The following is a 14,923-nucleotide window of genomic DNA, read 5'->3' as shown; positions in this document are numbered from 1 at the left end:
CAGACGTTGGGAGGCGCCGAATGAGTACGCAGAAAATTTCGCTCAACGACCGTTTCGATCTGGAGAAATCTCCGGTCCTGCTGAACGGAACCCAGGCGCTGGTGCGCCTGATGTTGATGCAAAAGGCGCGCGATGTCGCCGCCGGGCACAACACCGCCGGTCTTGTCACCGGGTATCGCGGCTCGCCGCTGGGGGCGGTCGACTTGCAGATGAGCCGGGCGGCCAAGAAACTGGCCGAGAGCGACATCACCTTTCAGTACGGTCTGAACGAGGATCTGGCGGCCACCGCGCTCTGGGGCGCACAGCAGGCCGAGCTTCGCGGCGAAGGCAAATACGACGGCGTCTTTGGCCTGTGGTACGGCAAGGGGCCGGGGGTTGACCGTTCGGGCGACGCGATCCGGCATGCCAACATGGCGGGCACCTCGCCGCTGGGCGGTGTGCTGATGGCGATGGGGGACGACCATACCGGCGAATCCTCGACCGTGCTGCACCAGTCGGAATGGGCGCTGATGGATGCCTATGTGCCGATCGTCAGCCCGGCCGGGGTGCAGGAGATCCTGGACCTTGGCATCTACGGCTTTGCGTTGTCGCGGTTTTCCGGGCTCTGGACAGGTTTGAAGACGATGAAGGACACGATCGAGGTGACCTCGGTCGTGGATGGCGATCCGGCTCGGGTGAAGCTGGTCACACCGAAATTCGACATGCCCGAGGGCGGGCTGAACATCCGTCTGGTCGACGACCGTACCGCACAGGAGGCGCGGCTGATCGACATCAAACGCTTTGCCGCCGAGGAATTTGCCCATGCCAACAAGATCGACAAGCGCATCTGGGGCAAGCCGGGGGCCAAGATCGGTTTCGTCGCGGCGGGCAAGAACTGGCTCGACCTGCAGCATGCGCTGAGCTTGCTGAACATCGACGAGGGCGAGGCGGAGCGGCTGGGGATCACCACCTACAAGATCGCCCAGACCTTCCCGCTGGACATGAAGGGATTCCATGATTGGGCCGAGGGGCTCGACCTGATCGTCATCGTCGAGGAAAAGCGCAAGCTGATCGAGGTGCAGGTCAAGGAGGCGATCTTTGACGACCGCCGCGGCCGCCGCGTCTATGGCTGGTACAAGGGCGGCGCCGGCGGCATGCACCGCGAAGAGCTGTTCCCGACCCGCGGCGCGCTCGACCCGATCATGATCGCGGAAAAGCTGGGCGGCATCCTGATCGAAGAGGGGCGCGAGACCGACGGCATCCGCGCCGGCATGTCCGCGCTGGACGACGCGCGGCGAAACGACAACGCCGAAGAGATTGCCAGCCGTTTGCCCTATTTCTGTTCCGGCTGCCCGCATAACACGGGCACCAAGATCCCCGACGGCAGCCGCGCCTATGCCGGGATCGGCTGTCACTTCATGGTGCAGTGGATGGACCGCAACACGCTGGGCTTTACCCATATGGGTGGCGAGGGGGCCAACTGGATCGGCGAGGCGCCGTTCTCGAAAACGCCGCATGTGTTCCAGAACCTGGGCGACGGCACCTATAACCATTCGGGGGTGCAGGCGATCCGCGCCGCGCTCGCGGCCGGAACGAACATTACCTACAAGATTCTGTACAATGACGCCGTCGCCATGACCGGCGGGCAGGAAAACGAGGGCGATCTGACCGCGCCGCGCATCGTTCACGAACTCAAGGCGATGGGGGTCAGGAACCTGGCCGTCGTTTATGACGAAAAGGAAGATGTGGATTTCAAGGCACTGCCCGCCGGCGTACCGACCCATGAGCGCGCCGAGATGATGACCGTGCAAAGGGCGTTCCGCGAGAAAGAGGGCGTGTCGGCCATCGTCTATATCCAGACCTGCGCCGCGGAAAAGCGCCGCCGGCGCAAGCGGGGCACCTTTCCCGATCCGGACAAGCGGGTGTTCATCAACACCGACATCTGCGAGGGCTGCGGCGATTGCGGGGTGCAGTCGAACTGCGTCTCGATCGTGCCGAAGGAAACCGAGCTGGGCCGCAAGCGGGCCATCGACCAGTCGTCCTGCAACAAGGATTTCTCCTGCCTCAAGGGGTTCTGCCCGTCCTTCGTGACCGTGGCGGGCGCCAAGATCCGCAAGGAGGCGACCACCGATCTGGACCTGCCGCATCTGCCGCTGCCGGAGCTGCCGCAGATCAAGGGCACCCATAACGTGGTGATCACCGGGGTCGGGGGCACCGGCGTGGTGACCATCGGCGCGGTGCTGGCCCAGGCCGCCCAGATCGACGGCAAGGGCGCCGGCATGATGGAGATGGCGGGCCTCGCCCAGAAGGGCGGGGCGGTGCATATTCATTGCCGCATCGCGGAAAAGCCGGATGACATCAGCGCGATCCGGGTTGCCACCGGCGAGGCCGACGCGCTGATCGGCGGCGATCTGGTGGTCAGCGCCGGCGCCAAGACGCTGGGGCTGATGACCACGGGGCGCAGCGGCGGGGTGGTCAACAGCCACGAGATCATCACCGGCGATTTTACCCGCGATACCGAGTTCACCATCCCCACCGACCGGCTGTCTCTGGCACTGGAGGCGCGGCTTAAGGAAAACTTGTCGCTGTTCGATGCCTCGGAGCTGGCGCGGGTCACGATGGGCGATTCGATCTATTCCAACATGATGGTGTTCGGCGGCGCCTGGCAGCGCGGGCTGATCCCGGTCAGCCATGAGGCGATTACCCAGGCGATCGAGCTGAACGGGGCGGCGGTGCAACAAAACCTGCGCGCCTTTGAGATCGGACGCTGGGCGGTGCTGCACGCCGAAGACGCGAAAAAGCTGTCGACGCCCAAAGTGGTGGAGCTGCCGAAATCGCTGGACGAAAAGATCGCCTATCGGGCCGACCAACTGGTGGCCTATCAGGGCAAGCGGCTGGCCAAGCGGTACCGGAAAATGCTCGACGGCATCGAGGACAAGGGCCTCAAGGAAGCCGTTGCGCAGGGCTATCACAAGCTGCTGGCCTACAAGGACGAATACGAGGTCGCGCGCCTGATGCTGAGCAACCGCGACAAGGCGGCGGCGGAGTTCGATGGCGATCTGAAGATGACCTTCCATCTGGCGCCGCCGATTCTGGGCGGCAAGGACGTGGACGGGCGCCCGAAAAAGCGCGAGTTCGGCGAATGGATGCTGGGGCCGCTGAAGCTGCTGGCACGGATGAAGGGGCTGCGCGGCACACCGCTCGACATCTTCGGCTATTCGGCCGAGCGCAAGATGGAGAGGGCGCTGATCAAACAATACGAGGCGGACATGAAAGAGGTGCTGTCCAAGGTCACGCCCGAGACCCGCGACATTGCCGTGGCGCTGGCGCTGCTGCCGTTGCAGATCCGCGGCTTTGGCCCGGTGAAGATGGCGAACGAGCAGAAAGCCGCCAAGCGGCGGGAGGAGCTTCTGGCCTCTTTCCGCCAGGGCGGGCCGGAGATGAAGGCGGCGGCGGAATAAATCCGTCACAGAGCCGTCACGGGCCCTTTGCAAGATCGTCAATCAGCGTATTTTCCCGCTGAGTCGTTCGGAGGGTCCAATGTCGTCGCGCCGCCATATCGCCCGCGATATCACCTATGCCCATTCCGCCGCCACGCGCGGCGGGCGGGCGGTGATCCGCCTGATGGAAAACACAACCGGCCGGCTGCGCCTGATCCGGCGCGCCGACGGCTATCAGACCGAGGTCGCGGCGGGCCGCGATTTCTGGTCGGTGATGGTGGAGCGCTATGGGTTGACGCTGGAGGTGGCGGGGGGCTCGCTGGCGAACATCCCCCGCACCGGGCCGCTGATCCTGATCGCCAATCACCCCTACGGCATCCTCGACGGGCTGATGATGGGCCATATCCTGGCCCAGGTGAGGGGGGATTTCCGCATCCTCGCCCATAGCGTCTTTTGCCGGGCGGAAGACATCGGGCGGGTGATCCTGCCGGTCAGTTTCGACGAGACCAGGGAGGCGGTGCGCGCGAACCTGGAGACCCGCAAGAGTGCGCTGGACTATCTCGGCGACGGGGGCGCGATCGGCATCTTTCCGGGCGGGACGGTGAGCACGGCGGCGAAACCGTTTTCGCACCCGATGGATCCCGGCTGGCGCGGCTTTACCGCGCGGATGGTGGGCAAATCGAATGCCACGGTGGTGCCGCTGTTCTTTGACGGGCATACCAGCCGGTTGTTCCAGATCGCCAGCCATTTGCACAGCACATTGCGCATGGGGATGTTGATCAAGGAGTTCCGCAAACGGGTCGATACCCCCGTCAGGGTCGTGGTCGGAGAGCCCATCGGGCGTGACATCCTGGACCCTATGCACAAGGATTCGCGCATGATGATGGATTTCCTACGCAAAGCGACGTATGAGCTGTCTCCACAACCGCTGAAATCATACGATTACGGCTTTGAATTCGAGGAACGGCATCGCGCCTGAGACCCATGGCAGTAGGTATTTTCGATTCCGGGCTGGGCGGGCTGACCGTCTTGGGCGCTGTGCAGAAACGGCTGCCGGAGGTTGAGTTTCTGTATTACGCCGACAGCGCCCACGCCCCTTACGGCGTGCGCGACGCCGAGGACATCTATCAGCTGACCAAGGCTGCGGTCGAGGATCTGTGGAGCAGGGGCTGCGATCTGGTGATTTTGGCCTGCAATACCGCCAGCGCCGCCGCGCTGCGCCGGATGCAGGAGGCCGGCGTGCCAAAGGGCAAGCGCGTGCTGGGCGTCTTTGTGCCGCTGATCGAGGCGCTGACCGAGCGGCAGTGGGGCGACAATTCTCCGCCGCGCGAGGTGGCGGCGAAGACCGTGGCTCTGTTCGCCACGCCGGCCACTGTGGCCAGCCGGGCGTTCCAGCGCGAGCTGGCCTTTCGCGCCATCGGCGTGGATGTGGAGGCGCAGGCCTGCGGCGGGGTTGTCGATGCCATCGAAGAGGGCGACATGATCCTGGCCGAGGCGCTGGTGCGGTCGCATGTGGACGCGCTGAAGCGCAAGATGCCGCATCCCGATGCCGCGATTCTGGGCTGTACCCATTATCCGCTGTTGCAGGAGGTGTTCCAGGACGCGCTGGGGCCGGATGTGGCCGTGTTCAGCCAGGCCAGTCTGGTGGCCGAGAGTCTGGCCCATTACCTGAGCCGGCATCAGGGAATGCTGGGGACCGGCGCGGGCGGGTTTCTGACCACCGGCGATCCCGGCCGGGTGAGCGACCGGGCGACGCAGTTCCTGCGACGACAAATCACCTTTGCCAAGGCGTGACCCGCCGGGGGCCGTGTTCCGGCCCGTTCTGTCAAGAAATATTGAAATTCCAACATGTAAGAGGTCGATGATGACCCATAAGATCGCCATCCTGGGGGCCAGCGGGTATACCGGGGCCGAGCTGATCCGGCTGATTGCCCAGCATCCCAATCTAGAGATCACCGCGCTGTCGGGCGAACGCAAGGCCGGCATGGAAATGGCCGAGGTGTTCCCGCATCTGCGCCACATGAGCCTGCCGAGGCTGTGCAGGATCGACGAGATCGACTTTTCGCAGATCGATCTGTGCTTTTGCGCGCTGCCGCACAAGACCAGCCAGGAGGTGATCGCGGCGCTGCCCGGGGATCTGAAGATCGTCGATCTGTCGGCGGATTTCCGGCTGCGCGATCCGGCGGACTATGAGATGTGGTATGGCAACAAACATGCCGCGCTGGCCCAGCAGGAGGAGGCGGTCTATGGCCTCACCGAATTCTACCGCGAGGAGATCCGGGGCGCGCGGCTGGTGGCCGGGACGGGGTGCAACGCGGCGACCGGGCAGTTTGCCCTGCGGCCGCTGATCAGCGCCGGTGTAATCGATCTGGACGAGATCATCCTGGACCTGAAATGCGCCGTTTCCGGCGCCGGCCGCAGCCTGAAGGAAAACCTGCTGCATGCGGAACTGAGCGAGGGATATAACCCCTATGCCATCGGCAGCACCCACCGGCATCTGGGCGAATTCGATCAGGAGTTCTCCAAACTGGCAGGCCGGCCGGTCAAGGTGCAGTTCACCCCGCATCTGATCCCCGCCAACCGGGGCATTCTGGCGACGGTCTATGTCAAGGGCGACGCGCAGGCGATCCATGACACGTTGGCGGCGGCCTATGCGGACGAGCCCTTTATCCAGATGCTGCCCTTTGGCGAGGCGCCCAGCACCCACCATGTGCGCGGCTCGAACTATTGCCATATCGGTGTGGCCGCCGACCGGCTGCCCGGTCGGGCCATCGTCTTTGCCGCGCTCGATAACCTGACAAAAGGTAGCAGCGGCCAGGCGTTGCAAAATGCCAACCTGATGCTAGGTGAGAACGAGGAGGAGGGGCTGACCATGGCCCCGCTGTTCCCATAGGTTCAGGTTCCGGGGTGAGGTGGCTATGAAAAGTCTGAAGAAACAGCGGCGTATACAGATCATCGCCTTGGCCGCCGTTGCCCTGGTGATCTCGACCGGGCTGATCGGCTATGCGATGCGGGACGGTATCAACTTTTTCCGGGCGCCCAGCCAGATCGTGGCCGAGCCGCCCGCGCCGACCGAGGTGTTCCGCATCGGCGGGCTGGTCGAGGAAGGCTCGCTGCTGCGCGGACAGGGCGAGACGGTGAAGTTTTCGGTGACCGATGGTGGCGCCACGATCCCGGTGGTCTTTACCGGGGTGCTGCCCGACCTGTTCGGCGAGAATCAGGGCATGGTGGGCACCGGTCGTTACGTGAACGGCGTGTTCGAAGCCACCGAAATCCTTGCGAAACACGACGAGACCTACATGCCAAAAGAGGTGTTGGACGCGTTGAAGGAACAGGGCGTCTACAAGACGCCGGGCGAGAGCTGATCGCGGCCGCGCGCGAGGTCTCCGGCAGGCGGTTCATGCCGTCCCTGAAGCGCTTCGGCGGCACCCTTTGAGCCAGAAAAGACGAGGCCGGGCACGTGTTGCCCGGCCTTTTTCTTTTGGCGCACGGTGGTGTGAGGCGGTGTTAATCCTTTTACCGCAGCGTTTCCCGCGGTTCTGGACAGGAGAGCGCCGATGCAGGATGTGCGGCAGATCGCGGAAGAGATCGTGGATCGGGAAGGCGGCTTCGTGAACGATCCCGACGATCCCGGCGGCGCGACCCATCGCGGGGTGACCCTTCATACGCTGCAGCGGCTGCGGCTGGATCTGACCGGCGACGGCACCGTGGGGCTGGCGGATCTGCGCGCGCTGAGCCGGGCGCAGGCGGTGGAGATCTTTATCACGCATTACTATACCCGCCCGCGCATCGCCGAGATGCCGGGCGCGCTGCAGCCGTCGCTGTTCGACATGTATGTGAACGCGGGGTCCAATGCGGTGAAAATCCTGCAGCGGCTGCTGCGCGAGATGGGCTTTGGCGTCGCCGTGGACGGGGCGATCGGTCCACAGACCATCGCCGCGGCGCAGGCGGCGGCGCGGCCCGATCCGGTGGCGCTGTGCGATGCCTATGGGGTGGCGCGGCGCAATTACTATTTCCGGCTGGCGGACCAGCGGCCGCCGAGCCGGAAATACGCGCGCACCCTCGCGGGCGGCAAGGGCGGCTGGATCAGGCGGGCAGAGGAATTCCTGTCGCCGCGGTATCGTCTGAGCGCGGCGGAATTTTCCGAACGGGTGGCGGCATGGGGATGATTCTGGACCTTTTGAAGGCGGTTTTCGGAAGCAATACCAATATTGTACGCGATACTGTCGAGGTTTTTCGTGAAAACGCCGAGGCGGGGGCGGTGCGGGGTGCGGGCCTGCAAACCCAGGCGATGCGGCAGTTCGGGGCGGAATTCGGTGGCCCGCGCGCGGGCCTGTTCGACCGGGTGATGGACGGGGTTAACCGGCTGCCGCGTCCGGCGCTGGCGCTGGGAACACTGGGGCTGTTCGGCGCGGCGATGCTCGATCCGCTGTGGTTCGCTGCGCGGATGCAGGGGCTGGCGCTGGTGCCGGAACCGCTCTGGTGGCTTCTTGGCGTGATCGTGTCGTTTTATTTCGGCGCGCGCTATCAGGTGAAGACTCAGGCGTTTCAGCGCGATCTGGCGGCGAGCCTGACCGCCGCGCCGCAGATGATGGAGAATATCGCCAGTCTGGAGCGGATGCGCGCCGACACCCCCAGGGCGGCCGATCCGGGGGGGGATGCGCAACTGGCGCTTTCGGCCACGCTGCCCGAGGTTAATCCGGCGCTGGAGGATTGGCGGGCAGGGCGTGGCGATAAAGCGGCGTCCGGATAAGCTGCAGGTGGGATGCGACAATCTGATCGCACCGGCGGTCCGAAAGTGATTGGCCATGCCGCCGCGCATGGCTTAACAACGGGGCATGATTACAGAACTCGGTCACTTTGCCCTCGTGCTCGCCTTTATGGCGGCTATCATTCAGATGATCGTGCCGATGATCGGCGCGCAAAAACGCTGGTCCGGCTGGATGGCCGTGGCCGAACCCGCCGCGACGCTGCAATTGCTGATGACCGGCTTTGCCTTCGCGGCGCTGATGCATGCCTTCATCACCTCGGATTTCTCGCTGCGGGTGGTGACGCTGAACAGCCATTCGGCCAAGCCGATGCTGTACAAGATCAGCGGGCTCTGGGGGAACCATGAGGGGTCGATGCTGCTCTGGGTGCTGATCGTGGCGCTCTTTGGCGCGATGGCGGCCTGGTTCGGCGGCAACCTGCCGCCCACGCTCAAGGCGCGGGTGCTGTCGGTGCAGGCGGCGATCGGCGTGGCGTTCTATGCCTTTATCCTGTTCACCTCGAACCCGTTCCTGCGCCTCGCGGTGCCGCCGTTTGACGGCGAGGATCTGAACCCGCTGTTGCAGGATCCCGGTTTGGCCTTTCATCCGCCGTTTCTCTATCTGGGCTATGTCGGCCTGAGCATGTCGTTCAGCTTTGCGGTCGCGGCCCTGATCGAGGGGCGGGTGGACGCCGCCTGGGCGCGCTGGGTGCGGCCCTGGACGCTGGCGGCCTGGATCTTCCTCACCATCGGCATCGCGCTGGGGTCTTGGTGGGCCTATTACGAACTGGGTTGGGGCGGGTTCTGGTTCTGGGATCCGGTCGAGAATGCCAGCTTCATGCCCTGGCTGCTGGCTGCCGCGCTGCTGCATTCGGCCATCGTGGTGGAGAAGCGCGAAGCGCTGAAAAGCTGGACCATCCTGCTGGCGATCCTGGCCTTCGGTTTCTCGCTGATCGGCACGTTTATCGTGCGCTCGGGGCTGCTGACCTCGGTCCATGCCTTTGCCACCGACCCGGAGCGGGGGGTGTTCATCCTGATCATCCTGGCCACCTTTACCGGCGGCGCGCTGGTGCTGTTCGCGGCGCGCGCCAGCGTGATGGAGGCGCGGGGCGTCTTTGGCATGGTCAGCCGCGAAAGCGCGCTGGTGGTGAACAATATCCTGCTGGCGGTCTCCAGCTTTGTGGTGTTCTTCGGAACGCTCTGGCCGATCGTGGCCGAGATGGCCTTTGACCGCAAACTCAGCGTCGGGCCGCCTTTCTTCAACTCGGCCTTCACACCCTTCATGGTGCTCCTTGGTCTGGTCCTGCCGATCGGCGCGATGCTGCCGTGGAAACGCGGACGGCTGGGGCGCACGATGTGGTCGTTGCGATATGCCTTTGCGCTGGCGGTGGCGCTTGCGCTGCTGGTCTGGGCGATGCAGACCGGGCGCAGCGCGCTGGGACCGGTGGGCGTGTTCCTGGGGGCTTGGGTGGTCTCGGGCGCGGCGTTCGATCTGTGGTCGCGCACCGGGCGCGGCGGCGGGCGTCCCGGCCGCCTGGCGCGGCTGCCGCGCGCCGATTGGGGCAAGGCGATGGCCCATGCGGGCCTGGGTATCACGATCTTTGCCATTGCTGGACTGACCGCCTGGGAGCAGGAGGACATCCGCGTCGTGCAACTGAACGAGCCGTTCGAGGTGGGGGCATTCGAGCTGACGCTGACCGGGGTCGAACAGGTGCGCGGGCCCAACTATTTCTCGACCATGGGTACGGTGACGCTGGCGCGGGGTGGCCGGGTGCTGTCCTCGCTGCATCCCGAGAAACGGACCTATCCGGTGGCGCAGATGCCGACCACCGAGGCCGCGATCGACAACGGGGTGACCCGCGATGTCTATGTGGTGATCGGGGATCGGCAGGATAATGGCGGCTGGACCGTGCGAACCTATATCAAGCCCTTTGCCAACTGGATCTGGGGCGGTGCCATCCTGATGGCGCTTGGCGGGCTGATGAGCCTGAGCGACCGGCGGTTCCGCGTGGCCGCCGGCGCGCGCAAGGGCGCCCGGCAGACGGTGCCGGCGGAATGAGCGGCGTCGGGAGCGCGATCCGCTGGGCGCTGCTGGCGCTGGCGCTGGTCCTGTCGGGACCGGCGGGCGCGGTACAGCCGGACGAGATCCTGACCGATCCGGCGCTGGAGGCGCGGGCGCGGGTGATCAGCAAGGATCTGCGCTGTCTGGTGTGCCGGAACGAGAATATCGACGAATCGAATGCCGAACTGGCCCGCGATCTGCGCATTCTGGTGCGCGAGCGGCTGGTGGCCGGCGACAGCAACGAAGAGGCCGTCGCCTTCATCGTCGACCGGTATGGCGAATATGTCCTGCTGCGGCCCACGGTCACCGGGGCGAACTGGCTGCTCTGGGCGGCGGGGCCGCTGATGCTGCTGATGGCGGCGGCGATGGCCTGGGCCTATCTGCGCGGCCGGGCCGGCGCGGCGCGCCCGCAGGAAAGCGCGCTGACCACCGACGAGCAGGAGCGCCTGAACCGTATTCTGGAGGAGTGACGTTTAGTCGCCCCTTTTCCTTGGTTCGGGCTTGCGCCACTGTCCCCGCGGTATCGCACAGGGAGACAGGGCCATGGACTATCAGACCATCACGCTTGAGACCGAGGGCGGCCTCGCCGTTCTGACGCTGAACCGGCCCGACCGGATGAACGCGCTGTCGGGGCAGATGCGTGCCGAGATCACCCATGCGATGGGCCGGGCCGGCAAGGAGGCGCGCGCGGTCGTTCTGACCGGCGCCGGGACGGCCTTTTGCACTGGGCAGGATCTGGGCGATGCGGGCAGCGGCGTGCCGGACCTGGAGCGGATACTGCGGGACGAATACACCCCCATGCTCGAAGCGATCTATGGCTGCCCGGTGCCCACGCTGGCGGCGGTGAACGGTCCGGCGGCGGGGGCGGGGGCCAGCCTGGCGCTGGCGACCGACGTGGTGATCGCGACCGAGCGAGCCTATTTTCTGCAGGCCTTCACGCGGATCGGGCTGATCCCCGATGCCGGCGGCACCTGGTTCTTGCCGCGGCAGGTCGGGCTGGCCAAGGCGATGGGGGCGGCGCTGTTTGCCGACCGCATCTCGGCGCGGCAGGCCGAGGCCTGGGGCATGATCTGGGAGGCGGTGGCGGATGACGATTTCGACGCATACTGGCGAAAGCGGGCCGCCTATCTGGCCAAGGGACCGACCGCAGCCTTTGGCGCGGTGAAATCGGCGCTGCGCGGCAGTTTCGACAAGACCCTGCCCGAGCAGCTGGCGATCGAGGCACATCTGCAGGGCAACTGCGGCCGTACCCGCGATTTCCAGGAGGGCGTCGTCGCCTTTGCCGAGAAACGCGCGGCCAGGTTCGAGGGACGCTGAGCGGCGCCTCTGCCTGCCGGCGCGCGAAATCCGTTGACAGCCCGCGGCAAAGGGCGTGCCATGAGCCGCGATGGAGGATCTGACCCCAGGCCCTGTCGTCGCGGCGCTGGAGCATCTGACCGGTCGGTGCCGCGGCGAGGTGACATGGATCACCGGCGCCCGTATCGGCCTGTGGCTGACCACGGATCGTCGGCTTGTCTGCACCGCCGAGCAGGAGGAGCCGCCGCAGGGCGCCACGCTGGCCGCGCGGCTGGCGCGCAGCGGCGCGGTGTTCGACATCGAGGCGCCGGAGGGGGCCTCGCTCTGGGTCAACGGATCGCCGCTCCGGCAGGCGCGGTTGCGCCCCGGCGATGTCATTGAATTCGGCGAGGCCGGCCCGATCTCGCGCATCCGTGTCTATGACAACCAGCACCGGCCGGTGCCGACGCTGGGCGAGATCATGGGCGATACGCTGTCCTACCTGCGGGCGAGCCGACGGCCGCTGCCGTCGCGGGCGGCGCATGCCTCGGGCGATCTGAGCCGGCGTCTGCTCCGCGATACCACTGTGCTGTTCCGCGGGACGGTGCTGTTGATGCTGGCGATTCTCACCGTGGCGGTGGTGCTGCAATACCGGACCGACCGGCGCCTGCGGGCACAGATCGAGAGCGGCGGGATTCAGGTCGATACCATCGCGGCCGAACTGGCGCAGGCCCGGCGCGACGCGATCCGTGAGAGCGATCTGAACGCGCTGCGCGAGGATCTGCAAGGGCGACTGGGCAGCACCGCCGAAAGGCTCGAGACGCTGGAGGCGCGCTCGGAGGCGGCCCGCCGGGTGATCGGCACCGCGCGTCTCTCGGTGGCCTTCATCCAGGGCGGCTACGGTCTGCGCGACACCGACAGCGGCCGGATGCTGCGCCATGTGGTGACGCCTGACGGGGTACCGCTGCTGCAACCGGGCGGACAGCCGTTCCTGTCATTGCAGGGCGAGGGGCCGGTGGCCGAGGTGCAGTTCAACGGAACCGGGTTTGCGCTGCAAGGGGTGGGGTTGCTGGTCACCAACCGCCACGTGGCCCGGCCCTGGGACGAGAGCCCTGGGCTGCGCCTTGGCGCCTCGGCGCTTGAGCCGGTGATGACCCGCTTCATCGCCTTTTTCCCCGACCGTCCCGACCCGGTGCCCCTGCGCCTTTTGCGGGTGAGCGAAGAGGCGGATCTTGCGTTGCTGGAACCGGAGGGGGGCGAGGCGCTGCCGCCCGGTCTGCCACTGGCCGAGGAGATGGCCGCGCCGGGCGACGGGGTGATCGTGATGGGGTATCCCACCGGACTGATGTCGCTTCTGGCGCAATCGGGCGCCGCCTTCGTGGAGGAGTTGCAGGCCGGTGGCGACACCGATTTCTGGACGGTGGCGGCGAAACTGGCCGAGGCGGGGCTGATCTCGCCGCTGGCCAGTCGGGGCATCGTCGGGCAGGCGACCGTGGCGGCGGTGGTCTATGACGCCGAGACCACCCACGGCGGCAGCGGCGGGCCGGTCCTGACGCTGGACGGCGCGGTGATCGCGGTCAATAGCGCGATCATGCCGGTGTTCGGCGGCTCCAACCTGGGCGTGCCGGTGCGCTATGTCCGCGCGCTGCTGGAGGCGCGGGAGGCAGATTAGGGCAGGGGGTCCACCGGGCAGCTGCGCCCGCCCGCGGTCTGGTGCCGTCCTATGCCGGGCATTCGGATCAATGGACGAGACAGCCCCGAGGCCGGTGGCGTCCAAAGGATCGCACTCCTCAGGCTCGGCGCGCGATCTTCTGCACATGTGACGGGGCGCTGGCCCCGGCTTAACCGCGCCGCCGCCGCCGGCGCGTGCGCGCCTCGCCGCCGTCATCGTCGCCGGTGCCGTCGGTGGCCGAGGTGAAGGCCCCCAGCGCCGCTGTGATCTGCTCCAGTGTCGGGCGCTCGCCGCGCGGGCGGGTGTCGAGCGCCTCGCGCATGTGGGCCAGATGCTCTGGCGTGGTGCCACAGCAGCCGCCGATGATCCGCGCGCCGGCATCGCGGGCCATCACCGCGTAATCGGCCATCAGTTCGGGCGTGCCGTCATAGTGGATATGCCCGTGCATGTATTTCGGAATGCCCGCGTTGCCCTTGGAGATGATCGGCCGCTCGGTGCCCTGGACGACAAAGCCCAGAACCGTGCGCAGGATATCCGAGGCGCCGGTGCCGCAATTGGCGCCAAAGGCGACCGGCGGGTTGGGCAGGCCTTCGACAAGCTGCACCAGATCGGCCGAGGTGATGCCCATCATCGTCCGCCCGGCGGTGTCAAAGCTCATGGTGCCGCACCAAGGCATGCCGGCCAGCGCAAAGGCCTCGGCGGCGGCACGGAATTCTTCGGCGGCGGAAATGGTTTCCACCCAGAGCACGTCGACGCCGCCCTCTTTCAGCCCTTCGGCCTGTTCATGAAAGATCTCGACCGCCAGCGCGTGGCTGAGGCTGCCGACCGGCTCCATGATCTCGCCGGTGGGACCGACCGAGCCGGCCACGACGACCTTGCGTTCTGTCTTATCCGCCAGGTTGCGGCCCAGTTCGGCACCGACCCGGTTCAGTTCGCGCACGCGCTTTTCTTCGCTGTGCAGTTTCAGACGCGCCGCATTGCCGCCAAAGGTATTGGTCAGGAACAGGTCGCTTCCCGCGTCGACCGCCCCCTTGTAGAGCGCGGTGATCTTGGCCGGTTCCTCGAGGTTCCACAGCTCGGGGGCGTCGCCCGACTGCAGTCCCATGTTGAACAGGTTGGTCCCGGTGGCGCCGTCGGCCAGGAGATATTCCTTTTCGGCCAGCATCTTGGAAAGGGCGTTGGTCATGTCCGTCGCTCCGTTGCGGTCAGTGGGGGGCGTTCGCGCGCGCTGATGGAGAAGCGCCCCGTCTGTCACGGACGGGGCGTCTTGGCAATTCCGAATAGTTCAAGAACATCATGAGGCCCATCGCCGGTTGCAGGGCCGGCCCGGGCTGCGGCCGGCGTCCGGGACGGCTCAGCGGCTGGTTTCGCTCATGATCTGGGTCTTGGCCTGGGGCAGCAGTTCGGCCATCTTGGCGCGCACTTCGTCTGCGCTCGACTTGTCGCCCAGATCGCCCGCGACCTTGCGCACGACATCCTCGTGACCGGCCTCTTCGAAATCGGCCTTCACCACCGATTTGGCATAGTCCTCGGCCTCGGTGCCGGACTTGCCCAGCAGGGCGGCGGCCCAAAGACCCAGCAGCTTGTTGCAACGCGCCTGGGCCTTGAACTGCATCTCTTCGTCATGAGCAAACTTGCTCTCGAAGGCGTTTTCGCGGTCGTCGAATGTGGTCATGGGTGCGGTCCCCTGAAAAATGACTGTTTGCTCCGGTATGCCGTCGCATCGGGCCGACCGCAAGAGGGTGCGT

At 66.1% G+C, this 14,923-nt stretch carries 13 protein-coding genes; 11 read left to right on the top strand and 2 right to left on the bottom strand.

Annotation, left to right across the window (positions count from 1 at the left end):
• Positions 1 to 20: 20 nt before the first annotated feature.
• From E1832_RS06805 to E1832_RS06755, 11 genes are all read left to right on the top strand, one after another.
• Positions 21 to 3,440 (top strand): indolepyruvate ferredoxin oxidoreductase family protein, encoded by a 3,420-nt coding sequence (locus E1832_RS06805; RefSeq protein ID WP_133358985.1) that lies wholly within the window; start codon positions 21 to 23, stop codon positions 3,438 to 3,440.
• A gap of 79 nt (positions 3,441 to 3,519) precedes the next feature.
• Positions 3,520 to 4,398: a lysophospholipid acyltransferase family protein gene (locus E1832_RS06800; protein ID WP_133358984.1), complete on the top strand. Its 879-nt coding sequence runs from the start codon at positions 3,520 to 3,522 to the stop codon at positions 4,396 to 4,398.
• A 5-nt stretch (positions 4,399 to 4,403) separates the two neighbouring features.
• Positions 4,404 to 5,213 carry a glutamate racemase gene (gene murI / locus E1832_RS06795; RefSeq protein WP_133358983.1) on the top strand — a complete coding sequence of 270 codons (810 nt, stop codon included), beginning with the start codon at positions 4,404 to 4,406 and terminating at the stop codon, positions 5,211 to 5,213.
• A 70-nt stretch (positions 5,214 to 5,283) separates the two neighbouring features.
• Positions 5,284 to 6,312 carry an N-acetyl-gamma-glutamyl-phosphate reductase gene (argC, locus tag E1832_RS06790; protein WP_133358982.1) on the top strand — a complete coding sequence of 343 codons (1,029 nt, stop codon included), beginning with the start codon at positions 5,284 to 5,286 and terminating at the stop codon, positions 6,310 to 6,312.
• Positions 6,313 to 6,337: 25 nt separating this feature from the next.
• Positions 6,338 to 6,784: a cytochrome c maturation protein CcmE gene (ccmE, locus tag E1832_RS06785; protein ID WP_133358981.1), complete on the top strand. Its 447-nt coding sequence runs from the start codon at positions 6,338 to 6,340 to the stop codon at positions 6,782 to 6,784.
• 192 nt (positions 6,785 to 6,976) lie between these two features.
• Positions 6,977 to 7,588, top strand: coding sequence for a holin-associated N-acetylmuramidase (locus tag E1832_RS06780; RefSeq protein ID WP_133358980.1), 612 nt, complete (start codon positions 6,977 to 6,979; stop codon positions 7,586 to 7,588).
• Positions 7,579 to 8,172: a holin family protein gene (locus tag E1832_RS06775; protein WP_133358979.1), complete on the top strand. Its 594-nt coding sequence runs from the start codon at positions 7,579 to 7,581 to the stop codon at positions 8,170 to 8,172. Before E1832_RS06780 ends, E1832_RS06775 begins: the two co-directional genes overlap by 10 nt.
• An 85-nt stretch (positions 8,173 to 8,257) precedes the next feature.
• Entirely contained in the window at positions 8,258 to 10,225 is a 1,968-nt protein-coding gene (locus E1832_RS06770; protein WP_133358978.1) for a heme lyase CcmF/NrfE family subunit, read from the top strand.
• Positions 10,222 to 10,698 carry a cytochrome c-type biogenesis protein gene (locus E1832_RS06765; RefSeq protein WP_133358977.1) on the top strand — a complete coding sequence of 159 codons (477 nt, stop codon included), beginning with the start codon at positions 10,222 to 10,224 and terminating at the stop codon, positions 10,696 to 10,698. Before E1832_RS06770 ends, E1832_RS06765 begins: the two co-directional genes overlap by 4 nt.
• Before the next feature lie 73 nt (positions 10,699 to 10,771).
• Positions 10,772 to 11,545 (top strand): enoyl-CoA hydratase-related protein, encoded by a 774-nt coding sequence (locus E1832_RS06760; protein WP_133358976.1) that lies wholly within the window; start codon positions 10,772 to 10,774, stop codon positions 11,543 to 11,545.
• A gap of 70 nt (positions 11,546 to 11,615) precedes the next feature.
• On the top strand, positions 11,616 to 13,175 hold the full coding sequence (locus E1832_RS06755) for a trypsin-like peptidase domain-containing protein (protein WP_133358975.1): 1,560 nt from the start codon (positions 11,616 to 11,618) through the stop codon (positions 13,173 to 13,175).
• A gap of 169 nt (positions 13,176 to 13,344) precedes the next feature.
• Here the strand turns inward: E1832_RS06755 and bmt are convergent, their stop codons facing one another.
• Both bmt and E1832_RS06745 read right to left on the bottom strand, forming a co-directional pair.
• Positions 13,345 to 14,361, bottom strand: coding sequence for a betaine--homocysteine S-methyltransferase (gene bmt / locus E1832_RS06750; protein WP_133358974.1), 1,017 nt, complete (start codon positions 14,359 to 14,361; stop codon positions 13,345 to 13,347).
• A 168-nt stretch (positions 14,362 to 14,529) separates the two neighbouring features.
• Positions 14,530 to 14,850 carry a DUF1476 domain-containing protein gene (locus E1832_RS06745; RefSeq protein WP_133358973.1) on the bottom strand — a complete coding sequence of 107 codons (321 nt, stop codon included), beginning with the start codon at positions 14,848 to 14,850 and terminating at the stop codon, positions 14,530 to 14,532.
• Positions 14,851 to 14,923: the final 73 nt, after the last annotated feature.

Origin of the sequence: Antarcticimicrobium luteum, from assembly GCF_004358185.1 — a bacterium.
In the GTDB taxonomy this organism is placed as follows: domain Bacteria; phylum Pseudomonadota; class Alphaproteobacteria; order Rhodobacterales; family Rhodobacteraceae; genus Antarcticimicrobium; species Antarcticimicrobium luteum.
The sequence above is the reverse complement of the archived record's forward strand: the minus strand, read 5'-3'. Positions and strand labels throughout refer to the sequence as shown.